The sequence below is a fragment of the Nocardia sp. NPDC041819 genome (assembly GCF_055590505.1).
This window is the reverse complement of record NZ_JBVJAP010000009.1, coordinates 221,485-242,757: the sequence shown is the minus strand read 5'-3', so window position 1 is coordinate 242,757 and position 21,273 is coordinate 221,485. Positions and strand designations below refer to the sequence as shown.

The 21,273-nt window shown below is 67.8% G+C and carries 24 protein-coding genes and 1 pseudogene; 8 read left to right on the top strand and 17 right to left on the bottom strand.

Features of this window, described 5'->3' with window-relative positions:
- Positions 1 to 106: 106 nt before the first annotated feature.
- Positions 107 to 191, top strand: a pseudogene (locus tag ACZ6DL_RS25110) (succinate dehydrogenase iron-sulfur subunit); the annotation flags it as partial.
- A gap of 74 nt (positions 192 to 265) precedes the next feature.
- On the opposite strand, the gene ACZ6DL_RS25105 reads toward ACZ6DL_RS25110, so the two are convergent.
- The 3 genes from ACZ6DL_RS25105 to radC all read right to left on the bottom strand — a co-directional run bounded on the left by ACZ6DL_RS25105 (position 266) and on the right by radC (position 2,319).
- The gene (locus tag ACZ6DL_RS25105) at positions 266 to 469 is read right to left on the bottom strand and encodes a DUF397 domain-containing protein (RefSeq protein WP_466054641.1); all 204 of its coding nucleotides are present in this window, start codon (positions 467 to 469) and stop codon (positions 266 to 268) included.
- Entirely contained in the window at positions 466 to 1,344 is an 879-nt protein-coding gene (locus ACZ6DL_RS25100) for a helix-turn-helix domain-containing protein (protein ID WP_466054640.1), read from the bottom strand. Before ACZ6DL_RS25100 ends, ACZ6DL_RS25105 begins: the two co-directional genes overlap by 4 nt.
- A 153-nt stretch (positions 1,345 to 1,497) precedes the next feature.
- Positions 1,498 to 2,319 (bottom strand): RadC family protein, encoded by an 822-nt coding sequence (gene radC / locus ACZ6DL_RS25095; RefSeq protein ID WP_466054638.1) that lies wholly within the window; start codon positions 2,317 to 2,319, stop codon positions 1,498 to 1,500.
- Between the two features lie 127 nt (positions 2,320 to 2,446).
- Here radC and ACZ6DL_RS25090 point away from each other — a divergent pair, with 127 nt between their 5' ends.
- Positions 2,447 to 2,746 carry a DUF6881 domain-containing protein gene (locus ACZ6DL_RS25090; protein ID WP_391466810.1) on the top strand — a complete coding sequence of 100 codons (300 nt, stop codon included), beginning with the start codon at positions 2,447 to 2,449 and terminating at the stop codon, positions 2,744 to 2,746.
- A gap of 27 nt (positions 2,747 to 2,773) precedes the next feature.
- Here ACZ6DL_RS25090 and ACZ6DL_RS25085 read toward each other — a convergent pair whose 3' ends face one another.
- Entirely contained in the window at positions 2,774 to 2,971 is a 198-nt protein-coding gene (locus ACZ6DL_RS25085) for a type II toxin-antitoxin system VapB family antitoxin (RefSeq protein WP_466054636.1), read from the bottom strand.
- A gap of 107 nt (positions 2,972 to 3,078) precedes the next feature.
- Between ACZ6DL_RS25085 and ACZ6DL_RS25080 the strand changes: the two genes are divergently transcribed.
- Together ACZ6DL_RS25080 and ACZ6DL_RS25075 are read left to right on the top strand one after the other, a co-directional pair.
- Complete coding sequence (locus tag ACZ6DL_RS25080; protein ID WP_466054634.1) at positions 3,079 to 3,612, top strand: DUF4396 domain-containing protein; 534 nt, start codon at positions 3,079 to 3,081, stop codon at positions 3,610 to 3,612.
- A 128-nt stretch (positions 3,613 to 3,740) separates the two neighbouring features.
- A complete protein-coding gene (locus tag ACZ6DL_RS25075) occupies positions 3,741 to 4,637 on the top strand; it encodes a phenylalanine 4-monooxygenase (protein WP_466054632.1) in 897 nt (298 codons plus the stop codon).
- 29 nt (positions 4,638 to 4,666) lie between these two features.
- Here the strand turns inward: ACZ6DL_RS25075 and ACZ6DL_RS25070 are convergent, their stop codons facing one another.
- Together ACZ6DL_RS25070 and ACZ6DL_RS25065 are read right to left on the bottom strand one after the other, a co-directional pair.
- Positions 4,667 to 5,278, bottom strand: coding sequence for a TetR family transcriptional regulator (locus tag ACZ6DL_RS25070; RefSeq protein WP_393235085.1), 612 nt, complete (start codon positions 5,276 to 5,278; stop codon positions 4,667 to 4,669).
- Positions 5,268 to 6,779 (bottom strand): MFS transporter, encoded by a 1,512-nt coding sequence (locus ACZ6DL_RS25065; RefSeq protein WP_466054629.1) that lies wholly within the window; start codon positions 6,777 to 6,779, stop codon positions 5,268 to 5,270. The genes ACZ6DL_RS25070 and ACZ6DL_RS25065 overlap by 11 nt, the downstream gene beginning before the upstream one ends.
- Before the next feature lie 129 nt (positions 6,780 to 6,908).
- On the opposite strand from ACZ6DL_RS25065, the gene ACZ6DL_RS25060 reads away from it, so the two are divergent.
- On the top strand, positions 6,909 to 8,210 hold the full coding sequence (locus tag ACZ6DL_RS25060) for a D-alanyl-D-alanine carboxypeptidase family protein (RefSeq protein WP_466054627.1): 1,302 nt from the start codon (positions 6,909 to 6,911) through the stop codon (positions 8,208 to 8,210).
- An 8-nt stretch (positions 8,211 to 8,218) separates the two neighbouring features.
- On the opposite strand, the gene yhjD is transcribed toward ACZ6DL_RS25060, so the two are convergent.
- The 3 genes from yhjD to ACZ6DL_RS25045 all read right to left on the bottom strand — a co-directional run bounded on the left by yhjD (position 8,219) and on the right by ACZ6DL_RS25045 (position 11,339).
- Positions 8,219 to 9,250 carry an inner membrane protein YhjD gene (gene yhjD, locus ACZ6DL_RS25055; RefSeq protein ID WP_466054682.1) on the bottom strand — a complete coding sequence of 344 codons (1,032 nt, stop codon included), beginning with the start codon at positions 9,248 to 9,250 and terminating at the stop codon, positions 8,219 to 8,221.
- Positions 9,251 to 9,317: 67 nt separating this feature from the next.
- Entirely contained in the window at positions 9,318 to 10,349 is a 1,032-nt protein-coding gene (gene trpS / locus ACZ6DL_RS25050; RefSeq protein WP_466054625.1) for a tryptophan--tRNA ligase, read from the bottom strand.
- 21 nt (positions 10,350 to 10,370) lie between these two features.
- Entirely contained in the window at positions 10,371 to 11,339 is a 969-nt protein-coding gene (locus ACZ6DL_RS25045) for an oxygenase MpaB family protein (protein ID WP_466054623.1), read from the bottom strand.
- Between the two features lie 94 nt (positions 11,340 to 11,433).
- On the opposite strand from ACZ6DL_RS25045, the gene ACZ6DL_RS25040 reads away from it, so the two are divergent.
- A complete protein-coding gene (locus ACZ6DL_RS25040; RefSeq protein WP_466054621.1) occupies positions 11,434 to 12,069 on the top strand; it encodes a TetR/AcrR family transcriptional regulator in 636 nt (211 codons plus the stop codon).
- 9 nt (positions 12,070 to 12,078) lie between these two features.
- Here ACZ6DL_RS25040 and ACZ6DL_RS25035 read toward each other — a convergent pair whose 3' ends face one another.
- Genes ACZ6DL_RS25035 through ACZ6DL_RS25025 form a run of 3 tightly spaced genes read right to left on the bottom strand, consistent with a single transcriptional unit; the run spans position 12,079 to position 13,825 of the window.
- Positions 12,079 to 12,573 carry a barstar family protein gene (locus ACZ6DL_RS25035; RefSeq protein ID WP_391466830.1) on the bottom strand — a complete coding sequence of 165 codons (495 nt, stop codon included), beginning with the start codon at positions 12,571 to 12,573 and terminating at the stop codon, positions 12,079 to 12,081.
- A complete protein-coding gene (locus ACZ6DL_RS25030) occupies positions 12,573 to 13,052 on the bottom strand; it encodes a guanyl-specific ribonuclease (protein ID WP_466054619.1) in 480 nt (159 codons plus the stop codon). The genes ACZ6DL_RS25035 and ACZ6DL_RS25030 overlap by 1 nt, the downstream gene beginning before the upstream one ends.
- Positions 13,049 to 13,825 carry an exodeoxyribonuclease III gene (locus ACZ6DL_RS25025; RefSeq protein WP_466054617.1) on the bottom strand — a complete coding sequence of 259 codons (777 nt, stop codon included), beginning with the start codon at positions 13,823 to 13,825 and terminating at the stop codon, positions 13,049 to 13,051. Before ACZ6DL_RS25025 ends, ACZ6DL_RS25030 begins: the two co-directional genes overlap by 4 nt.
- A 68-nt stretch (positions 13,826 to 13,893) precedes the next feature.
- Between ACZ6DL_RS25025 and ACZ6DL_RS25020 the strand changes: the two genes are divergently transcribed.
- Together ACZ6DL_RS25020 and ACZ6DL_RS25015 are read left to right on the top strand one after the other, a co-directional pair.
- Entirely contained in the window at positions 13,894 to 14,778 is an 885-nt protein-coding gene (locus tag ACZ6DL_RS25020; protein WP_466054615.1) for an alpha/beta fold hydrolase, read from the top strand.
- A gap of 140 nt (positions 14,779 to 14,918) precedes the next feature.
- A complete protein-coding gene (locus tag ACZ6DL_RS25015; protein WP_466054613.1) occupies positions 14,919 to 16,124 on the top strand; it encodes an MFS transporter in 1,206 nt (401 codons plus the stop codon).
- A 102-nt stretch (positions 16,125 to 16,226) separates the two neighbouring features.
- On the opposite strand, the gene ACZ6DL_RS25010 is transcribed toward ACZ6DL_RS25015, so the two are convergent.
- From ACZ6DL_RS25010 to ACZ6DL_RS24990, 5 genes are all read right to left on the bottom strand, one after another.
- Positions 16,227 to 17,483 carry an acyl-CoA dehydrogenase family protein gene (locus tag ACZ6DL_RS25010; protein WP_062973298.1) on the bottom strand — a complete coding sequence of 419 codons (1,257 nt, stop codon included), beginning with the start codon at positions 17,481 to 17,483 and terminating at the stop codon, positions 16,227 to 16,229.
- Between the two features lie 26 nt (positions 17,484 to 17,509).
- Positions 17,510 to 18,385 carry an SDR family oxidoreductase gene (locus tag ACZ6DL_RS25005; RefSeq protein ID WP_466054611.1) on the bottom strand — a complete coding sequence of 292 codons (876 nt, stop codon included), beginning with the start codon at positions 18,383 to 18,385 and terminating at the stop codon, positions 17,510 to 17,512.
- A gap of 73 nt (positions 18,386 to 18,458) precedes the next feature.
- On the bottom strand, positions 18,459 to 19,328 hold the full coding sequence (locus ACZ6DL_RS25000) for a MaoC/PaaZ C-terminal domain-containing protein (RefSeq protein WP_466054609.1): 870 nt from the start codon (positions 19,326 to 19,328) through the stop codon (positions 18,459 to 18,461).
- 70 nt (positions 19,329 to 19,398) lie between these two features.
- Entirely contained in the window at positions 19,399 to 19,836 is a 438-nt protein-coding gene (locus ACZ6DL_RS24995; protein ID WP_391466848.1) for a type II toxin-antitoxin system Rv0910 family toxin, read from the bottom strand.
- A 40-nt stretch (positions 19,837 to 19,876) separates the two neighbouring features.
- Positions 19,877 to 21,094, bottom strand: a complete 1,218-nt coding sequence (locus ACZ6DL_RS24990) for a lipid-transfer protein (protein WP_466054607.1) — start codon at positions 21,092 to 21,094, stop codon at positions 19,877 to 19,879.
- Positions 21,095 to 21,273: the final 179 nt, after the last annotated feature.

The following is a 21,273-nucleotide window of genomic DNA, read 5'->3' as shown; positions in this document are numbered from 1 at the left end:
GATCGGCCCGCCCACACCATTCCGTGAGGTGCGCCCACCGGACTACGACCGTCTAGGTGATGGTGATGCCACCATGTCACCGACCGCTTCCTGAACGTGCTGATCGAACTGCACCGACGCCTGGCCTCCGCGGCATCGAGGTCACCAAGGCCATCCAAGAAGTCAAGCGAGCACTGCTGTTCACCCGCTGACCCCAGGCACCGAACGACGAAGGCCGCCTATCTCACCCGAGGAAGCCGGCCTTCGCCATTTCACGCGACTGGTGTCAGCAGTCGAGTCCGTCGCGGGCCACCGCAGCGGTGAAAGCCGACCACACCCGCGAGGAGAAGACCAGCGCGGGGCCGGAGAGGCTCTTCGAATCACGCACCCCGACAAGCTCGTTGGAGAGGAACGCGACTTCGACACATTCCTTGTCACCGCCGCTATAGCTGCTCTTGAACCACTCGGCACCGGCCGGATCGATCGTCACGCATACTCCTTCGCTATCTGCCGAAGCAGGCTTCGGCTGGCCACCTCATCCAGTGCCTGGTGGCGAATGCTCTCGTACGCCTGATGGTACCGACGCACCACACCCGGCTTCTCCAGATAGAGATCGCCCGCGAAGTTCTCGACATAGACGACCGGTGGCTCGATGGGCTGCCCGTCGGTACCGACACCGAATTCGAGAATGATGTACGGGCCCACCGCCACGCCCATGGGAAAACCTGCGCTGAACGGCAATACACGAATATTCACGTTCGACCGAGTGCCTTCATTCGCAAGATGCAGGAGCTGGGCTTCCATCACCCTCGAACCACCGACCACGCCACGCAATGCCGATTCCCGGAGCACGACGTCAAGGCAAACAGGCCGGAACTTACGTGTGACCCTGGTCTGTCTACGCCTTCGGAGGCGCGCACGTCGTTCATGTTCCTCGAGGCTGTCATTGGGATAGACAGCGTGGATCAGCGCGCTGGCGTACGCGGGGATTTGCAGCAACCCCGGCACCAGCTCGGATTGATAAATCGTCAACTTGTGTGCCGCTGCCTCCAAGCCCACGTAGAAATCGAAGTTCGCGGGAATCAAGTCATCGAACTCGTGCCACCAGCTGTACTCGTTGCTCTGCGCCGCCAGCCCCTTCATCGCGGCAGTTCGTTGCGCGTCGAATCCGTAGAGCTTGCACAACGCCTCGAGGTCTACGACACGCAGATTCGCCACTGCCGCCTTCTCGATGCGTTGCAGCGTGCTGGTGCTGCGCTGGATCAGCGCGGCTACCTGCTGCAACGTGAAACCGCACTCCTCCCGCCCCTCCCGCAGGTACTTCCCCAACTGCCGCCGCGCCAGCGTCGATCCGTTCTCCGACATGCCTGCCTCCCTCCAGGTTCCAGTAATCGCGTCAGCACACCACCCCCCGGTTCACCGCGACCCGCCATGCCGGATTTTCCTAGGAATTTCGGATAACCGCAGGAAGAAACCCATCCGGCACTGTCCTCGCCACAGATCGAGTGGTCCGGCGAATCACCTGCTCCCGATCCGCCACTCCCGAAGCTGTGCGTTGTCGATGAGACCAACCGAGTGGAGCAGGCCGCAGTTCTCACGATGGCCCGGTACATCGTGCAGCCGTGCCTGCCAGTCGGCAGCGTAGTCGCGAAGCGTTTCACCTTTCAGCCACTTGCCACCCCGGGCGCTGGCCCATCTCTCCCCGGCGAGGACGACGTGGTCCAGGAAACGCAGACCTACGGTTCGCGCCGCTTCGGTGAGGAGGGTGGTGGTGCGGCGGTCGTCGGGGCTGGGGGTGGGGTCGCCGGAGGGGTGGTTGTGGACGATGGCGAAGGCTCGGCCGTCGTGGCGCAGGACGGTGTTGAGGATTTCGCGGACCGGGACGGCTACCTGGTCGATGGCGCCTTCGGCGACGAAGACCTTTTGACGCAGGCGGTTCTGCGCGTCGCAAACAAGGACGAGCAGGCGCTCGACTCTGGACCCGGCGAAATGCGGGCGCGCGGCGGCGGCCACGTCGGCGGGGCTGGTCAGCCGGATCGAGATGTCCGGCCTACCGCGTGCTCGCGCGCCGAGGTGGAAAGCGGCGATGATGGCGGCGGCCTTCGCGACGCCGACGCCGGCCCGGCGCGACAACTCCTCCGGGCGCGCCGACGACAGCCCGGCGAGCCCGCCGTGCTCGACCAGCAGTTCCACCGCCAGGTCCAGCGCGCTCGCGCCGCGCCTGCCCTGCCCCAGCAGCAGGGCCAGCAACTCCGCGTCGCTCAGCGCGTGCGGGCCGAGGGCCAGCAACCGCTCACGCGGCCGCTGCGCCACCGGCACGTCGACAAGAGAGACCGCCATGACTCCCACCCCTCGGTCACGCCAACAGTGCCCGGGATTCTGCCAGGGGCCACCGACACATCGCGCATATGCTGGCTGGTGTGCGGTTCGGTAGCCGAGCGGTCACGAACTGGGGAGCTGATGTGCGATGTGGTATCTGAAGGCGCAATGGCACCACGACTTCGATGACGAGCCGGTCGAGCTGTTCAGCGAGATCGGCGACGACGGTTTCGAGGTACGCAAGGTCGAGATGTTCCGTGACGGGCACGCCGACTGGGCCGATTCGGGCAGCGGCACCGGTACGACCGAACTGGGGCAGATTCCGGTTCCGACCCCGGAGGAGATCAATGCCGAGACCGAGTTCACCGCCCTCCAGATCGACGCTCGCGAGTTCGAGGCGGTCTGGCAGCGCGCTCTCGACGAGCAGCGGCCCGTATCGCCCAGGTAGCCGAAGGGCGGCGTCCGCGGAAAGCGCCTAGCGGTCCACCACCGCGACGTCCGGTAGCCCGACGAACGCCTTCGCGGCGAGCCTTTCCAGGTTATGCAGCTGACGCTCGTGCACGACGATCCGGCGCAAGGCCTCTTTGATGGTGGCGTCGCTCGTCGACGTGCCCATGATGGCGGCGGCCGCGGCGAGCAAGTCCTGGTCGAGATCGATCCGCACGGATTTCATGCGCCCTCCTTCGTACTTTCGCCATCTTGCGGCATAAAGCGGGTTCATGTCCGGCAAATCAAGAACTCGGGGTTGCATTGATACCCTACGGGGGTATAGTTCCTTGCATGGAACACAGGCACGACCCATCGGGCGAGCACACCTCGCACACCGCGCACGCGCCGAAGGAGGCCGGTCAGCACACCGCCCACCACTCCCCCGCTACCTGGCGGATGGCGGCCATGGCCACGCTGCACTGCCTCACCGGCTGCGCCATCGGCGAGATCCTCGGCATGGTGATCGGCACCGCGCTGGGCTGGAACAACGCCTCGACGATGGTGCTGGCCATCGTGCTGGCGTTCGTGTTCGGTTACGCGTTCACCATGCGCGGCGTACTGCGGGCGGGCCTGCCGTTGGCGGCCGCCATCGGTACCGCGCTGGCGGCCGACACGGTGTCCATCACGGTCATGGAGATCGTGGACAACGCCGTGATCCTGGCGGTCCCGGGGGCGATGGACGCCCACCTGGACACCGTGCTGTTCTGGACCACGCTCGCCTTCGCCTTCGCCGTGGCCTTCGTGGTGACCACGCCGGTCAACAAGTGGCTGATCGGACGCGGCAAAGGCCACGCGGTGGTGCATGCGCTGCACGGCGCGCACTGATCAGAACGACGCCCTATCCGCGTCTTCCACTCCCGGATTTGCCCGGAATAAGCCCGTTCGGCTAGGCAGATTGTCCAGCTGAACGGGCTTTTGTTGTCGCCGGGTCCCGGTGGTGCTTGCATCGAGATATGTTCACCGAGGCGCAGCTGTACTCGCCGGTGACCCGCACCGGCGACGGCGATGTGACCGTGCACCTGAGCGACGAGCACCCCGGCGTGCACGATCCGGCATACCGGGCCCGGCGCAACGCCATCGCCGCACTGGCGCTGGACTACGCGCCGGGAAAGCCGCTCCCCCACATCGACTACACCGACGAGGAGCAGCGGGTATGGCAGATCGTGTCGGCCGAGCTCGCCCGCAAACATCGCAGCCATGCCAGCGCGGAGGTGCTCGCGGCCGCCGAGGCGCTGTCCTTGCCCACCGATCACATCCCGCAACTGGACGAGGTCTCCGCCGCCCTGGCACCGCTGACCGGATTCCGCTACGCACCGGCCGCGGGCCTGGTGCCGCTGCGCGAGTTCTTCGGCTCCTTCGCGGATCGGATCTTCCACTCAACGCAGTACATCCGGCATCACTCCGCGCCGCTGTACACCCCCGAACCGGACGCCATCCACGAGATCATCGGGCACGCCAACCAGATCGCCAGCCCCCGCTTCGCGGCGATCTACGCGACGGTCGGCGCGGCGGTCGCACGGCTGAGCACCGACCGCGCATTGAAATTCCTGGCCGACGTCTTCTGGTTCTCGATGGAATTCGGTGTCGTCCGGGAACACGGTGAGATCCGCTGCTACGGCGCGGGCCTGCTGTCGTCCTACGGCGAGATCGAGGAGTTCCGGCACGCCGAGCTGCGCCCGCTCGACATCGCCCAGATGGGTACCGCGACCTACGACATCACCCACTACCAGCCGATTCTCTACTGCGCGGACTCGATCGCCGAGATCGAGGACGTGATCGGCGGCTTCTTCGCGACCATGGACGACGACACCCCGGATCGGTTCCGGCAGGCCAGCACTGCCGGGGCGTAGTCGGCGAACGGCGAGCCGGATCGAAGCGTTCAGGATTCACGCTGTGGCGCGAGCGGCATGCCCGCGTCCAGGAAATCCATCGTGCGCGCGATGTTGTCGAGGTTCATCGGCGCCATCGCCTGTACCGCCAGCCCGGCGCCCGTCATCGCGCCCGCTGCCACCCGCACCTCGAAATCGTCGGGCGAGCGGCCGAGGTGATCGGCCAGCAATCCGGACAGCAGATCGATGCTGCGCATCATCTCCAAGCCGATCGCGGAGCGCAGTTCCGGCACGTGGAACAGCAGCGCTTGGCGCTCCTGCTCGAACGCCAGCTCGGCGGCGGGCAGGTTGGCGAAGACCTCGCGCACCGCCTCGCGGAAGGCGGCCATCGGGCGGACGTCGCGCGGCTGACGGCGCAGCGCCTCGATGATCACCGGATCGAGATCGTCGGCCAGTACCAGCTGTTCCTTGGACGGGAAGTAGCGGAAGAAGGTGCTCGGCGAGACATCGGCGGCCGCGGCGATCTGCTCGACGGTCGTCTCGTTGTATCCCTGCTCGCGGAACAGCCGGAAGGCCTCGAGGCGAATCGTCCGGCGGGTCCGTTCCTTCTTCCGCTCGCGCAGACCTCGCGCCGTCCCGTTCGCGGGTAGCTCAACCGACATGAATCGATTCTGCCGCACCCGGCTCCCGCGCCCGGTCGGGTTGCCGCGCGCGGACGAACATCGCCGTGAGCACGGCCGCCAGCAGGCACAGCGCGGCACAGGCCCAGAGCATCGCGCTCATGCCGCCGAGGAAGGCGACCTGCACCTGGTGCAGCATCGACTGATCACCCAGGTGGCGCGCCGTGGCGACGCCCGCGTTCACGCCGTCGTCGATCGGTTCGCGGTTCAGCGCGCCGAGTTCGGACCGATACCGGGTGGCCAGCACGGTGCCCAGCACCGCGACGCCGATGGTGCCGCCTGCCTGACGCAGCGCCTGCAACAGCGCAGAACCGGAGCCGGAGCGCTCCGCGTCCAGTTCGCCCATCGCCATGCCCATCGCGGCGGGCATGACCAGACCCATCCCCGCGCCCAGCAGCGTCAGCCACAGGGCGGTGAAGCCGTAGCCGCTGTCCACGGTGGTGAGCGCGCCCAGCACCAGGGAACCGGCCAAGACGGTGAACCCGGCGGTGATCACGACGCGGATGCCCAGTTTCGGCAGCTTGTCGACCAACCTGCTGCCGACCAGCAACCCGCCGATCAGCGGAAGCAACCGCAGGCCGCTGCCGAGCGCGTCCACGCCGAGCACCGCCTGGAAGTACTGCGGAACGGTGAAGAACATGCCGAACATGGCGAAGTTCACCACGATGGAAAACCCCGTGCCCCAGCGGAATCCGTCGGCGGCGAACAGGCCGAGATCGACCAGCGGATGCGTCGTCCTGCGCTGCCAGGCCAGGAACGCGCCGAACAAAAGCACACCCGCCGCGACAATGCCCCAGGCCAGGCCATCGCCCCAGCCTTTCTCCCCGATACGGATGAAGCCATACGTCAGTCCGAGCATGCCCGCGGCCGACAGCACCACCCCGGGCAGGTCGAGCCGGAAGCGTCGCGCGCTGCGCGATTCCGGTACCAACGCGGCGACGGCGAGCGCACCGATCACGACCATCGGCACGTTGATCAGGAACACCGAACCCCACCAGAAGTTGCGCAGCAGCCAGCCGCCCACGATCGGGCCCAGCGGAAGACCGATCGCGGTCGAGGTGATCCAGATCGTGAGCGCCCGCTGGAGATCGGCCGGTTCGGGGAACAACGCGGGCAGCACCGACATCGACAGCGGCATCATCGCCGCTGCCGCTATTCCGAGCACGACGCGCGCCGCGATGAGCTCGCCGGGTGAGGTCGCCATGGCGCAGGCGACCGACGCGAGACCGAACAGCACCAAGGCGGCGAGCAGGAACTTTTTGCGGCCGTAGCGGTCGCCGAGCGCGCCCGCCGGCAGCATCACCGCGGCCAGCGCCAGCGTGTAGGCGCTGCTGAACCATTGCAGCGCGGCGGTATTCGCGTTCAGGTCGACCGCGAGCGTGGGCAGCGCCACGGTCAGCACGGTGACATCGAGCCCGATGGTCAGCATCGCCACGGCCAGCGCGCCGAGGGCGAGCCAGCGGCGGGTCGAGTCATTCTTCATGACGCCTCCAAAAATGGTAGATACAACTTTTTGATAGTAACTGTCATTTGGTAGTTGATGTCAATACCAGCGTTCGGAGCGATGAGTGTGTGCGGCCGATCACCGGCCCGCTCGCTAGGCTCATCGGCGATGAAGATCACTCGCCGTGCCTTGCTCTGCGTGGGCGCCGTGCTGGCCGTCGCCGCGATCGCAACGACGGCCGCGCCGTCCCTCGCCGAGCCCAGCACCAGTACGCCGTTCACCACCCCGAACACCGACGGCTGCCCGCAGAAGACGTTGCCGCCCGCGCCGATCGACGCCTCCGAGGTGCCCGCGCCCGGACAGTCGGCTCCCGCACCGCTGCCGATCCCTTCCCCGCCGATCGGCGGGCCCCGTCTCGGCGAGTGCGGCGTCGTGCTTCCCAAAGCCTCACCGCCTGCCCCGCAGGAGATTTCGGCGACGGCCTGGTTGGTGGCGGATCTGGACACCGGCGAAGTGCTCGCGGCGAAGGACCCGCACGGGCGCTACCGGCCCGCCAGCACGATAAAAGTGCTGCTGGCCACGCTGGCGCTGCGCACGCTGAATCTCGACAAGGTGGTGGTCGGCACGCAGGCCGACGCCGATGCCGACGGCACCCGGGTGGGCATCGGCCCCGGCGGCCGCTACACGAACCGGCAGCTCATGCAGGCGTTGATCATGGCCTCGGGCAACGACGCCGCGCATGCCATCGCCGCGCAGCTGGGCGGCGACGCCGCGACCGTCGCGAAGATGAACGACCTCGCGAAATCATTGCGCGCCATGGACACTCGCACGGCCACACCGTCCGGGCTGGACGGGCCCGGGATGAGCACTTCGGCCTACGACCTCGCCGTGCTGTTCCGCGAGGCCATGACCATCCCGCTGTTCGCGGAGCTGATCCACACCGAGCAGGCCGACTTCCCTGGCTACCCCGCCGACCCGGCGGTTCCCGGCGACACCGACCGCCCCGGCTACCCGATCGGCAACGACAACCAGCTGCTCTACAACTACGACGGCGCCCTCGGCGGAAAAACCGGCTTCACCGACGACGCGCGCCAGACCTTCGTCGCCGCCGCCCAGCGCAACGGCCGCAGGCTCGCCGTCACCCTGCTCAAGGCCGACGTGCGGCCGATCCGGCCGTGGGAGCAGGCCGCCCGCCTGCTCGACTACGGATTCGCGTTGCCCCGCGGCGCCTCGATCGGCAACCTGCCCGGCGCGGTGGTAGCCCAGCGCGACCAGAGCGCGGTCACGCTGGCCGCACCGCCCACGGCGGGCAGCGACCGGGCCACGCCTTCGGTGCCGGGCAGCGACCCGTCCGCCATGCCCGCAGCCGAAGACCGCCGCACCGGCGCCAAGACCATGCTGATCATCGGCGGTGTCCTCTTGGTCGCCGCGCTGTTGCTAGGCGCACGCCAGGCCAACCGGCGACGCTGATCGAACGTTCACCGACGGCCCGGCAACTTGCGCAATCCGGAAAGCGCGAGGGCCGCGAGCGCGCCCGCGCCGAAGTAGGTGGCGCCCACGCCCACCGAGATGTCGCGTGCGCTGACCCGCGGCGCGATCACGGCGGGGCCGGGCGCGGGAATCTCCGCTTCCGGTTCGTTCTCCGTGGCGGTGGCCGCCCAGGCGGTGGCGAACAGGACGATGCGGTAGGTGACATAACTGAACACCATCAGGCCGATGATCGAGCCGAAGGTAGCGCCGGCGGGGCTGTTCAGCACCGAGCGCAGATAGATCGACGCGACGATCTTGAACACCTCGAACACCACCGCGGCCAGCGCGGCCGCCTTGACGGCGCTGGCCAGCGTCACCGGCTCCCGGGGCAACCTCGCGATGACCCACGCGAACACCGCCCAGGAGGCGAGGAACCCGAGCAAGGTCGACGACAGCCACAGCAGCACGCCCGCCCCGGGCGCTTCACCCAGGCCGACGCTCTCGAGCAGCCGCCTGCCGAGGGAGCCCGAGGCCACCGCCGACAACCCCAGCGATACCGTGAAGGCGAGACCGAGACCGACCAGCGCCCCGAGATCGGAGAGCTTGGTCATCAGCCAATTGCCGTCCGGAGACTTCTGCTCCCACTGCTCGGTGAGCGCGGCCCGCAGGTTGGCCATCCAGCCCAGCCCGCTGTAGACGCCGGTCAACAGACCCAGGACACCGACCGCGCCCCGCGACTCGACCGCCTGATCGACCAGGTCGTTCACTTGGGTGCCGAACGAGCCCGGAATGTTCTCGACGATCTTGGCGCGTAACTCCTCGAGCAGATCCGGATTGCTGGACAAGACCAGGCCCGCGACCGCGAAAGCGATCATCAGCAGCGGGAACAGCGACAGCACAGTGAAATACGTGATGCCCGCCGCGTAGTAGTTACCCCGTTGCCGCTGATAGCGCCCCGCCGTACGGACCAGATGGTCCAGCCACGGCTGTGCCTGGACCCGGCGTTCGATCCCGGCCTTGACGTTGTCGATCACCTGCACCATTCGCCCCTTCGACCAAGAGACCTCGCACGACGCCTGACGGGGCGCACGAAGGTGAAGTAGCCGTTCAGCGACTCAGCAAACCGACCCGGTCGTAGACCTGGGCGAGAGTGTTGCCCGCGATCTCTCGCGCGCGCTCGGCCCCGGCGGCGAGGATGCGGTCGAGTTCACCTTGATCCGACATGTACTCCTGCACCTTCGCGCGCAACGGCGTGACGAATTCGACCAGCGCGTCGGCCACGTCGGCTTTCAGCTCGCCGTAACCCTTACCCTCGAAATCCTTCTCCAGCGTGACGATCGGCGCGCCGGTCAGCGAACTCAGGATCACCAACAGGTTGCTGACGCCCGGCTTGTGTTCCGGGTCGTAGCGGATCTCGCGTTCGGTGTCGGTGACCGCGGACTTCACCTTCTTCGCGGTGACCTTCGGGTCGTCGAGCAGATTGATCAGGCCCGCGTCGGTGGAGGCGGACTTGCTCATCTTGGCGGTGGGATCCTGCAAGTCGTAGATCTTCGCCGTGCCCTTGACGATGTGCGCTTCCGGCACCACGAACGTCTTCTTGAACCGGGTGTTGAAGCGCTGGGCGAGATTCCGGGTCAACTCCAAGTGCTGGCGCTGATCCTCACCGACCGGCACCTGATGGGCGCGGTAGAGCAGGATGTCGGCGGCCATCAGCACCGGGTAGGTGAACAGGCCGACGGTCGCGTTCTCCGCGCCCTGCCTCACCGACTTGTCCTTGAACTGGGTCATCCGGCTGGCCTCGCCGAAACCGGTGAGACAGCTGAGCACCCAGGCCAGCTCGGCGTGCTCGGGCACCTGGCTCTGCACGAACAGGGTGGACTTCTTCGGGTCGATGCCGAGCGCGAGCAGCTGGGCGGCGGCGGCCTTCGTGCGCGCCTTCAGCTCCTTGGGATCCTGCGGCACCGTGATCGCGTGCATGTTCGGGATGAAATACAGCGCGTCGTAGTCGTCCTGCATAGTCACCCAGTACTGCAGCGCGCCAAGGTAGTTCCCGAGGTGAAACGAGGAGCTGGTCGGCTGGATCCCGGAAAGAACCCGCTGCTTGCGTTCGGCGGCCGGGCTGGGCGCAGGACTGGACATACTCCGATCTTCCCATGCGGCTCAAGCGGAATTTCGCTGCACCCAGCTGCGCGGGTCCACCCCCGGCATACTCGGCCGTCCGCCACTGACCAGTTCGTGTTCGCGCTGGGACAGCCTCTTGTAGACCGGCGCGCTGGGCCCGGCGAGCGTGCCACGCAACACCGGTGGCACCAGCGGAACCGATATGTGCGCAGTGCGGACCGCCCGGGACAGCCCCTGGTAGGCGACCTCCTCGGCCACGCCCCATCGCATCCCGTACATTCGGCGGATCCGCGGCGGCAGGCTGCCCTGCACCAGCACATAGAACGCGGAGGTGACCTGCTGCAACGGCACGCCCTGCGAGTAGGGGACGCGCTGTCCGGCCAGGTAGGAGCCGACCAACCGCGCCTCGTCGGTGAGGAAAAGCTCGTCGGAGGCCAGGTAGCCGTCGAAGTACGCGCGGAACTCGCGGTAGCTGCCCGGCGCCGCGTCCGCGGGCATGCCGAACAGCTCGCCCCAGCGCACGTAGTCCTGGTAGAGCCCCTCGCGCTCGCCCTCGGTCATGGTGCGCACGAGCAGGTCGTACATCACCTCGGCCGAGTCGAAGGTGAAGGCCATCGTCATGAACATCAGGTGCGGATCGAGCGCGGAGTACCCGGTGCCTGCGGGGTGATGGGCTCCGGCATCCTCCGGCAGCGCGCCACGCACTCTGACGTGCCGTTTCCTGGTGAACGCCAGGGCGCGGTCGGCCTCGGACCTGCTGCCGAGGAAGACCGCCTCGAACAGGCGGCCGGTCAGCGCGAGCCGGGTGTAGGGCGTCATCCGATGCTCGGTGTTCTCCGCGGTGCCGACATAGAGCAGCGGGTGCACCGCGCCGATCACCAATGCGCGCAAGCCGTAGGTCAGACCCACCGCGCGCTTGCTCATCACCCGCCGGACCATCGAGTGGTCACTGAAATAGCCGGGCTCGGACATCGTCGCCTCCTCGTCGAGCGCATCTGGCAATAGCATCCCCCAGAATCCGTCTTTCTGGCAAGACTCTCTGCCAGAATGTTGCGTTGTCGGCACCCGGCGTGGGAGCCGGCGCACCTGTAAGAATCGAAGGGTGACGGCGCAACGGACGTACGGGGGCATCTCCGCCGAGGAGCGCCGGGCGCAGCGGCGTGCGGCGCTGCTGGAGGCAGCGCTGGAGATCATCGGCACGGAAGGGCTCGGAAAGCTGACCGTGTCGGGGCTGTGCGCGCGGGCCGGTCTCAACGAGCGGTACTACTACGAGAACTTCGACAGCCGTGACAGCGTGCTCACCGCCCTGATCGACGCAATCGCGGAGGAACTCGCGGCGGCCATCCTCGCCGCGGTGCGCACCGCCGCGCCGGACACGCGCGCGACCGCGCACGCCGCGATCACCGCGGGCGTGCACCTGCTCACCGACGACCCGCGCAAGGCGAAAGCAGCCCTGATCGCGGGCATGGCGACACCGGAGCTACGGGCCCGCACCACCGAGACGGTGCGCGCGTTCGCGCACATGGTGGCCTCGGAGGGCACCGACTTCTACCGGATGTCCGATTCGGCCCCGGCCTCGGCGATCGACTTCCGCGCCCTGTACCTGGTCGGCGGGCTGGTGCAGACGCTGACCGCCTGGTTGCAAGGCGATCTGAACCTCACCCGCGACGAATTGATCGAGCACACGGTCGACGTGTTCGTCCTGCTCGGTGAGGACCTGGCGGAAAAACTGCGGTAACGGTCCCGCTCACAGCCGCAAGGACACGTCCTCGAGGTCGGGCGCGTCGCCTTGCAGGACGACCCGGAAGAGCACGTCCCGCCGCGACCAGTAGGCCGCGCAGTCGCGCATGGCCTCGGCGAACCAGTCGCGCTCGATCGGCTCGTCGGCGAGCAATCCGGCCGAGTCGCGCACCACGGCAACGTATCCGGCCCCTTCACCGAGGAAATCGTCCAGGTCACGCAGGCATTCGTCGAACGCGTCCTTGTTCTCGCCGAAGTAGTACGGGAATTGGAACGCGGCGGCGAACTCGTCGAAGAGCCGGGCGGTGGTGGGCATCTTCGCGCCGCGCAGTTCGCGTACCAGGTAGCCCGGGGGCGCCTTGTCCCGCACACCGCTGAACTCGGCGGCGTCGACGGCGAGGGCGCCGAATGTGACGCGCGGCGGAGCGAGTTCCGCCCTCGGCGGCGCGTCGTCCGCGTCAGGTCGGGCAAGGAACTGCGACAGCGTGACGGTCTTTGTCATCAGCGCATCCTCGTGAAGGTCTTGTAGTGGTCACCGGTGTACCAGGCCGAGCCGTCGCTGCCGGTGACGATGCGTTCGGCGTCGCGGGATCGGCCGGACTGCTTGGGATTGACGTCCCATTCCTGATAAGTGATCGGCTTGCCGGAACCGTCCGCGGCGGGCAGGTCGCCGCCGCGGTTCTGCCATCGCTCGCCCCCTTTGGTGCCCGGGGCGTTCGCCGAGCCCGGCCACCGGCCCGCGTCGATCTCCCGCAACGTGACGTACGCGCGCTCCGGCACGCCGGACGCCTGGGTGACCGGTGACGCGCTGTCCCCGCGCGGCGCGGTGACCGTACTCGCCGCCGCGGTGGTCGCGCGACTCGCGGATGTGGACGTGGTGGCATCGCCCCCGTCGTACAGGGCGAGCATCGCGGCGAGCAGCACCAGCGCGACCGCGCCCAGGACGCCGAGACCGCGCTTGACCAACGGCGACCGGTTCATCGGTACTGCACCGTGACCGGAGCGTGGTCGGACCACCGCTGGTCGTAGGCGGCGGCGCGCTCGACCACCGCGTCTTTGGCGCGAGTGGCCAGATCGCCTCGGGCCAGCTGATAGTCGATGCGCCAACCGGTGTCGTTGTCGAACGCGCGGCCCCGGTAGGACCACCAGCTGTACGGGCCGTCGACACCGGGATGCAGGTGGCGCACCACGTCGACGTAGCCCGCGGCCAGCAGCTCATCGATCCACGCCCGCTCCCGCGGCAGGAAGCCGGCTGATTTCAGGTTGCCTTTCCAGTTCTTCAAGTCCCGCTCGGTGTGCGCGATGTTCCAGTCCCCGGCGACCACGAAGTCCCCGGTTCGCGCGGTGAGGTAGGCGCCGAGTTCGGCCATGAAGCGGTACTTCTCGTCTTGGCGCACCGTGCCCGCGTCGCCGGAGTGCACGTAGACGCTGGCCACGGTGACGTCGTCGAAGTCGGTCTCGAGATACCGTCCCGCGGCGGCGAACTCGCTGCTGCCGAAGCCGACTCGTACGGCGCAGGGTGCCCGCCGGGACAGGATGCCGACACCGGCGCGGCCCTTCGACTCCGGCTCGGCGTGCGACAGTTGCCATCCCGCGTCGAGCGCGGGAGCCAGCGCGGCCCGGACCTGCTCGTCGGTCGCGCGGGTCTCCTGCACGCACACGACGTCGGCCTCGGTGGCCGCGAGCCAGGCCAGCAGCCCCTTGCCCGCGGCGGCGCGGACACCGTTCACGTTCACTGTCGAGATATACGGCACCTCACGACCGTACAATGCTGGTCAGATGAAGTCCCCCGGACACTGCCGTCCAGGAAGGGGTGAAGACGATGTCGTCCGACACCTCCCAGTCCTCCTCCGCCGCCGCGCGCGGCTCCACCCCGGCGAAAGAGCCACAGCCGATCAAGGCACTGCATGTGGGTTCCGGCGATCCCCTGCTGTTGCTGCACGGATTCATGATGTCGCCGCACTGCTGGGAGCAGACCGCCGCGCGGCTGTCGACGCACTGCGAAGTGTTCGCGCCCGCGTTCGCGGGGCACTGGGGCGGTGCGCCCACCGAGGGCCCGGCGGTCAACGTGTCGACGCTGGCCGACGGGATCTGTGATCAGCTCGACGAACTGGGCTGGCGCACCTGCCATATCGCGGGCAACTCCCTCGGCGGGCTGGTCGGCGTCGAACTCGCCCGCCGCGGACGCGCCCGCACCTTGACGCTCATCGCGCCCGCGGGCGGCTGGCACGCGCCCTCGCTGACCCAGTGGCGGATCAACCTGAAATTCCTCTCGCTGGTGCCGATCGTCCAGATCGGCAAGCGCTTGGGCGGATTCGCGATCGGCAACCCCGTCGCCCAGCGGATCGCGCTGCTCGCGCTGAGCAAGCAGGCCTCCGCGGTCTCCCGCCGCGACGCCGCCGCCGCCCTCGCCGCCGCACTGCACTGCCCGGCGATGGTGCCGATGATCCTCGGCGCGATGCGAGCGCCGGCCCAGGAGGACCTGTCCACCCTGCGGACGCCGGTCCGGCTGCTGCTCGCGGAGTACGACCGGGTCATCCCCAACCGCGTCTACGCACGCCGCTACCTGAAGGAACTGCCCGAATCCGCCGACCGCATCCTGGTCAACGGCGTCGGCCACGTGCCGATGCTGGAAGCGCCCGACCGCATCGCCACCCTCATCGCCGAGCACGTGTACGCCAGCCGCACGCGGTTGCGCGCTGTGTAGGGTCCGCCCCGACTTCGTCCCGATCCGATGAGGGTCGTGTCGGCTGCGGGAGGGATCGCCATCCCTCCCGCAGCCGGACTCGTCCCTGTTTCGGCAATATTCGTTGCTGCTTTCGAGGGGCGAGCGGCACGCTTCGAACCATGAGTTCGACATCCACATTGCAGGCCGGCAGCCACCAGCGGCTGTTACCGGCAGGGGTATATCTGCTGGCATTCAGTCTGTTCGCCATGGGCAGCGCGGAGTTTCTACTCGCCGGGGTGCTGCCGGCGGTCGCCGCGGACATCGAGGTCAGCCTCGCCGCCGTCGGCGGTCTGATCACCGCCTTCGCGATCGGCGTCGTCATCGGCGGGCCACCGTTCGCGGTGGTGAGCCTGCATTGGCCGCGGCGGACCGCGCTCATCTCGACGCAGTTGGTCTTCGCCGCCAGCGTCGCGATCGGGCTGATCATCGGCAGTTATGGCGCACTGCTGGTCACCCGGTTCGTGGCGGGGCTCGCCTATGCGGGGTTCTTCGCTGTCGCCGCGGTGACCGCGGTCGGCCTGGTGTCACCCGACCGCGCGGCCCGGGCATCGGGCGTGGTGGTCAGCGGCTTGAGCCTGGCGATGATCCTCGGCGGTCCCGCCGGTACGTTCATCGGTTACCGTACGGGCTGGCAGGGCGGTTTCTGGCTGGTGGTCGTGCTCACCGTCGTGGCCGCCACCACCGTGGCCATGATGATGCCGCCGACTGTCGCCGGTCCGAAGCCCAGCCTCGACAGTGAGCTCGCCACGCTGCGCCGACCGCGCCTATGGCTCGTCTACGCGGCCACATTGCTGAGCACAGCGGCTTACATGATCACATTCAACTACCTCGCGGAGCTGTTGACCGGCGTCACCGGGGTCGCGAAGGGGTGGCTCGCGCCGATCCTGGTCCTGTTCGGTGTCGGCGCGTATATCGGCCTGGCGGTCGGTGGACGAATCTCCGATCGGCGCCCCTACCAGGCGCTGCTGGCCGGGTCCGCCGGGATCGCCCTCTGTTCGGCACTGATCGCCCTCTTCGCCCGACACCCCTTCGCGGTGGTGCCTCTCGTCCTCCTGCTCGGCGTCGCCGGATTCGTACTCAACCCGGCGATCTACGGTCGCGTATTCACCATCGCCCCCGATGCTCCCACCCTCGCCGGCGCGACCACAGTGTCGGCCTTCCAGCTCGGAATCGGTCTCGTTCCCGTCGTCGCGGGCCTCGCATTGCATTCCGGTGCGCCGATCACCGCCATCCCGTGGATCGGTGCCTGCCTGGCGCTATCGACAATCCCCTTCGTCCTGATCGAGCGTGCTTGCACCGAGCGGCCACACAACAGCGCTATCTGAACGGAGATTTCGATGAACTCGGCCAGCCGGATCCTCGGCACCGTGATCGCCGCCACCGCGACCATGGACGCTGTCGCCATCGCCGTCGAAAAGTCTTGGACGCTACTGCGCGAGCAGGCCCTTCGCGATGTGGGTCACCTGGATCTCGTTGCTGCCCGCGTAGATCATCAGCGACTTGGCGTCGCGCGCGAGTTGCTCCACGTGGTACTCGGTCATGTAGCCGTTGCCGCCGAAGAGCTGGACCGCTTCCATCGCGACCTCGGTGGCCGCCTCCGAGGCGTACAGCTTCATCGCGGAGGCCTCGGCCAGGGTCGGGGGTTTGCCCGCGCGGCCCCGCTCCAGCGTGTTGAACACCATGTTCTGCACATTGATCCGCGCGATCTCCATCTTCGCCAGCTTCAGCTGGACCAGTTGGAAGCGTCCGATCTCCTGACCCCAGAGTTTGCGGCTCTTGGCGTACTCCAGGCACAGCCGATGACACTCGTTGATGATGCCCAGCGCCATGAAGGCCACGCCGATGCGCTCGGCGGTGAAGCTGGACCGGGCGCTGTCGCGGCCGTCGCCGCCCTTGTGCTCCTCGGTCTCGCCGAGCAGCCGGTCGCGGCCGACGCGCACGTTGTCGAAGAACAGTTCACCGGTCGGGGAGGAATGCAGGCCCATCTTCTTGAACGGCTTGCCCTGGGTGAGGCCTGGCATGCCCTTGTCGAGCACGAAGGTGAGCACCTTGCGTTCGCGCTTGTCACCGCCCGCGCCGTCGTCCAGCTTCGCGTAGACGATCATCACGTCGGCGAAGGGACCGTTGGTGATGAAGGTCTTCTGACCGTTGAGCAGGTAGTCCTCCCCGTCGCGCTTGACGTAGGTCTTCATGCCGCCGAACGCGTCGGAACCGGAGTCCGGTTCGGTGATCGCCCAGGACGCCACCTTCCGCATGGTGACGATGTCCTCCAGCCAGCGCTGCTTCTGCGCCAGCGTGCCGCGCGACATGATGGTGGTGGCGCCGAGACCGATGCTCACGCCCATCGCGGTGACCAGGCCCATGCACACCCCGGACAGCTCACCGATGAGCACCGCCATCAGCGATTCCTGTCCGGCGAACGGACTCGAGCCGGAGGCCTTCTTCTCCGGCTTCGGCTCCCCCGCCGCCACGGCGGCCTCCCGCGCCTCCTGCTTGGCCAGCATCTTCTGCACGGCCTCGCCGCCCATCACGTCGATCCCGAACTCGCGGAACAACTTCCGGATGACGGGGTACGGCGGCAGTTCGCCGCTGTCGAGCGCGTCCAGGTTGGGACGGATCTCCTTGTCGATGAACCCCCGGACGGCATCGCGGATCATTACATCGGTCTCGGACCATTCGAACATCGTCGTTCTCCTCACATTCCCCGGGATCAGGGCAGCCGGGCGGCGATGTCGTCGATCAGCCAGGGACCCTCGGTCTCGATGGTCTTCACATCGTGCCAACCCGCCAGCTCGGAGATCGCGCCGCCCTGCACCGCGAACACCTTGCCGGTGATCGGGCACGCCTCGGCGGCCAGGTACGCGACCAGCGGCGCGATATTGGCCGGGGCGAAGGCGTCGAACCCGCCCTCGGACGACTCCGCTTCGGCCGCCAGCATCTCGCCCATGCCGGGAGTGGCCAGGGTGAGCCGGGTGCGCGCGATCGGCGCGATCGCGTTGACCCGCACGCCGTAGCGCGCCAGCTCGTCGGCGGCCACCAGGGTCAGGGCGGCGATCGCGGCCTTGGCCGCGCCGTAATTGGCCTGGCCGGGGTTGGGCAGGGTGGTGCCGGACGCCGATGCGGTGTTGATCACCGCGGCAGCGGGCTGATTGCCCGCCTTGGACTGCCGCTTCCAATACGCGGCGGCGTGGTGCAGCACTGCGGCGTGCCCCTTGAGATGCACGGCGATCACCGCGTCCCACTGCGCTTCGGACATACCCGCGATGAAGGCGTCGCGCAGGATGCCCGCGTTGTTGACCACGACGTCGAGGCCGCCGAACTCGGTGACCGCCTGTTCGACCAGCTTCTGCGCGCCGTCCCAGGTGGCGACGTCGTCGGTGTTGGCCACCGCCTTGCCGCCCGCGGCGACGATCTCGCGCGCCACATCCTGGGCGGGACCGCTGTCGGTCCCCTCGCCCGCGTTGCTGCCGCCGAGGTCGTTGACGACCACCGCGGCGCCCTCCTTCGCGAAAAGCAGTGCGTGCTCGCGGCCGATGCCTCGACCCGCACCGGTGATGACGGCAACCCGCCCGTCCAGTACGCCCATGTGTTGTCTCCTGAAGTCGCGCCGAATCCGGCGATGGCAAGAACGCGGCGGAATCCGTGCCGCCGCTGGAGGATCAGTCGGCGATCTCGGCCAGTCCGTCGCTGAGCACGACATCGTCGCCGCGCACGGTCTCGAAGGCGTAGCGGGTGATCCCGTCGGAGGAGCCTGCCTTCCAGATGCGGGTCTCCAGATCGTCACCGGGGAAGACCAGCTTGGCGAAGCGCACCGCGAACCGCCTGAGCCGATGCACATCCGACTCCGCGACCTCGGTGAGCACCGCCCAGGACGCGAACGCCATGGTGCACAGCCCGTGCGCGATGATGCCGGGCAGTCCGGCATCCTGGGCAACCTGCTCGTCCAGGTGCAGCGGCACCGGATCGCCGGAAGCCGGTGCGTAACGGAAGGTCTGGTCGTGGTCCACGTGCTGCGCCACCACGGCGACCGGATCCTGCTCGCGCAGCCGTTCGTCGAACTTGTGCGCCGGAGCGGCCGCGCCGACCGTCGCGCCCGCGTCGACATTGCGGAAGAAGGCGGTCAGGTATTGGTCGTTGACCGGTTCGCCCGCGTCCGTGCGGCATTCGATGCGGATGGTGATGGTGGTCCCGTTGGGTCGGCTGGTGTAGCCGATCGCCTTGGCGCGCGACACCAGCCGGTCGCCGGGCCGGATCGCGCGGTGGAAGTGGAAGTCCTGCTCCCCGTGCACGACCCGGCCGAAGATGTCCATCGGCGCGACATCGATGACGGGCATCATCATGGCCTCGAAGACCGGGACGATGGCGAACACCGGCGCGGCCACCGTACCGGCCAGATGCGCGGCGATCGGATCGTTCGTCGCGGCCGCGTACTCCGCCACGCGTTCGGCGGTGACCTCGAAACGCTCCTCGTCGGACCAGGTTTCCAAACCACTGTCGTCGAACTCGACGACACGGGCGATGGCGCTCATGCCGACTCCTCTCCGGCATGAGCGGGGCCCTGCGTGGTCACGCTCCGCTGCCGCCTCCGGGCCTGACCGCTCATGCCGCTGCGGCCAGGGCGTCGAGTTGTTCGAGTGATCGGTCCAGCTGTTTGATGCCGTCCTTCTCCACCGCTTTGCCGAGCGCGCCCTTGATCAGGGCGCCCTCGAAATCACCGGACACCAGGATGCTGCTTCCCTCGCCGTTGGGCCGGATATCGAAGGTGAACTCGGTCTTCACCCCGGCCATGCCGGTGCCGCCGAGGGTCAGCTTGTGCGGCGCGTCCACCGAGACGATGGTCCACTCCAGCTTGTTCGCCATGCCGAGCATCACGATCTTGGCGACCAGCTTGACGCCCTCGGTGAGTACGGCGGGCGGCTCCTCCATGAAGCGTTCGTGGATGGTGAACCATTTGTCCCAGGTCTGCGGGTCGGAGACGACCGCCCACAGAGCTTCCGGGGCGGCGTTGACGTCCTTGGTGGCTTCGATGTGTCCCATGTGTCGACTCCTCGTCGAGTTCGTCCGCGGCCGGGCCGCGTCAGCGATCGGCGCGCTGGTAGGCGGTGACGACGGCAGCGCCGCCGAGGCCGATGTTGTGTTGCAGGGCGGCGGTGACGCCGTCCACCTGCCGCTTGTCCGCGGCGCCGCGCAGCTGCCAGGTCAGCTCCGAGCACTGGGCGAGCCCGGTCGCGCCGAGCGGATGCCCCTTCGAGATCAGGCCGCCGGAGGGGTTGACCACCCATTTGCCGCCGTAGGTGGTCTGACCGTCGTCGACCAGCTGTCCCGCCTCGCCCTCGCCGCACAGGCCGAGCGCTTCGTAGAGCAGCAGTTCGTTGGCCGAGAAGCAGTCGTGCAACTCGATGACCTGGAAGTCCTCCGGGCCGAGCCCCGCCTGCTGATAGACCTTCCGCGCGGCCTGGACGTTCATGTCGTAGCCGATCAGGTTCTTGGCGGTCTCGTCGAAGGTCGAGGCGAAGTCGGTGGTCATCGCCTGGCCGACGATCTCCACCGCCTGCCCGGCGAGGTCGTGGGCGTCGACGAAGTCCTCACCGGCGAGGATGACCGCACCGGACCCGTCGGAGGTAGGCGAGCACTGCAGCTTGGTGAGCGGGTCGTAGATCATCCGCGAGGCGAGGATGTCGTCGAGGGTGTATTCGTCCTGGAACTGCGAGAACGGGTTGTTCACCGAGTGCTTGTGGTTCTTGTAGCCGATCTTGGCGAAATGCTCGGCGGTGGTGCCGTACTGCTTCATGTGCTCGCGCCCCGCGGCGCCGAACATCCACGGCGCCACCGGGAACAGCACCTCGGAGATCTCCGCCAGCGCCATGACGTGCTTGGCCATGGGCTGCTCGCGGTCGTCCCAGGTGGATCCGAGCGAGCCGGGCTGCATCTTCTCGAAGCCCAGCGCCAGCGTGCATTCCGCCAGACCGCCCCGGATCGCCTGCGCGGCGAGGTACAGCGCCGTGGAGCCGGTGGAGCAGTTGTTGTTCACGTTGACCACCGGGATGCCGGTCATGCCGAGTTCGTAGACGGCACGCTGCCCGGAGGTGGATTCGCCGTAGACATAACCGACGTAGGCCTGTTCCACCAGGTCGTAGTCGATTCCCGCGTCGGCGAGCGCCTTGGTGCCGGATTCCCGGGCCATGTCCGGGTAGTCCCACGCGCGGGTGGTGCCGTCGGCTTCCTCGACCATGCGGCGGCCCGGCTTCTCGAACTTCGTCATCCCGACGCCGACCACGTAGACCTTGTTCGCCATCGAACTCCTCAGTTTGTACGTACGCCGCGAGGCGGCCGAACGAGTGAAAACAAACATACAAGGTTGTATGTAAGTGGGCAAGCGGTTTGCGCGGCAGCGCAAGCTCCATGCCGGTAACCAGCCGATTGCGTCCCACCTGCTACATACAGTGAGACATGCATGTTCTTTGATTACCGTGC

What these genes read in the sequence shown, in the direction of transcription:
- ACZ6DL_RS25100 (WP_466054640.1), bottom strand. Translation starts at nt 1,344, where the DNA reads ATGTCGGAGAACGGATCGACGCTGGCGCGGCGGCAGTTGGGGAAGTAC.
- radC (WP_466054638.1), bottom strand. Translation starts at nt 2,319, where the DNA reads ATGGCGGTCTCTCTTGTCGACGTGCCGGTGGCGCAGCGGCCGCGTGAG.
- ACZ6DL_RS25090 (WP_391466810.1), top strand. Translation starts at nt 2,447, where the DNA reads ATGTGGTATCTGAAGGCGCAATGGCACCACGACTTCGATGACGAGCCG.
- ACZ6DL_RS25085 (WP_466054636.1), bottom strand. Translation starts at nt 2,971, where the DNA reads ATGAAATCCGTGCGGATCGATCTCGACCAGGACTTGCTCGCCGCGGCC.
- ACZ6DL_RS25080 (WP_466054634.1), top strand. Translation starts at nt 3,079, where the DNA reads ATGGAACACAGGCACGACCCATCGGGCGAGCACACCTCGCACACCGCG.
- ACZ6DL_RS25075 (WP_466054632.1), top strand. Translation starts at nt 3,741, where the DNA reads ATGTTCACCGAGGCGCAGCTGTACTCGCCGGTGACCCGCACCGGCGAC.
- ACZ6DL_RS25070 (WP_393235085.1), bottom strand. Translation starts at nt 5,278, where the DNA reads ATGTCGGTTGAGCTACCCGCGAACGGGACGGCGCGAGGTCTGCGCGAG.
- ACZ6DL_RS25065 (WP_466054629.1), bottom strand. Translation starts at nt 6,779, where the DNA reads ATGAAGAATGACTCGACCCGCCGCTGGCTCGCCCTCGGCGCGCTGGCC.
- ACZ6DL_RS25060 (WP_466054627.1), top strand. Translation starts at nt 6,909, where the DNA reads ATGAAGATCACTCGCCGTGCCTTGCTCTGCGTGGGCGCCGTGCTGGCC.
- trpS (WP_466054625.1), bottom strand. Translation starts at nt 10,349, where the DNA reads ATGTCCAGTCCTGCGCCCAGCCCGGCCGCCGAACGCAAGCAGCGGGTT.
- ACZ6DL_RS25045 (WP_466054623.1), bottom strand. Translation starts at nt 11,339, where the DNA reads ATGCTATTGCCAGATGCGCTCGACGAGGAGGCGACGATGTCCGAGCCC.
- ACZ6DL_RS25035 (WP_391466830.1), bottom strand. Translation starts at nt 12,573, where the DNA reads ATGACAAAGACCGTCACGCTGTCGCAGTTCCTTGCCCGACCTGACGCG.
- ACZ6DL_RS25030 (WP_466054619.1), bottom strand. Translation starts at nt 13,052, where the DNA reads ATGAACCGGTCGCCGTTGGTCAAGCGCGGTCTCGGCGTCCTGGGCGCG.
- ACZ6DL_RS25020 (WP_466054615.1), top strand. Translation starts at nt 13,894, where the DNA reads ATGTCGTCCGACACCTCCCAGTCCTCCTCCGCCGCCGCGCGCGGCTCC.
- ACZ6DL_RS25015 (WP_466054613.1), top strand. Translation starts at nt 14,919, where the DNA reads ATGAGTTCGACATCCACATTGCAGGCCGGCAGCCACCAGCGGCTGTTA.
- ACZ6DL_RS25010 (WP_062973298.1), bottom strand. Translation starts at nt 17,483, where the DNA reads ATGTTCGAATGGTCCGAGACCGATGTAATGATCCGCGATGCCGTCCGG.
- ACZ6DL_RS25005 (WP_466054611.1), bottom strand. Translation starts at nt 18,385, where the DNA reads ATGGGCGTACTGGACGGGCGGGTTGCCGTCATCACCGGTGCGGGTCGA.
- ACZ6DL_RS25000 (WP_466054609.1), bottom strand. Translation starts at nt 19,328, where the DNA reads ATGAGCGCCATCGCCCGTGTCGTCGAGTTCGACGACAGTGGTTTGGAA.
- ACZ6DL_RS24995 (WP_391466848.1), bottom strand. Translation starts at nt 19,836, where the DNA reads ATGGGACACATCGAAGCCACCAAGGACGTCAACGCCGCCCCGGAAGCT.
- ACZ6DL_RS24990 (WP_466054607.1), bottom strand. Translation starts at nt 21,094, where the DNA reads ATGGCGAACAAGGTCTACGTGGTCGGCGTCGGGATGACGAAGTTCGAG.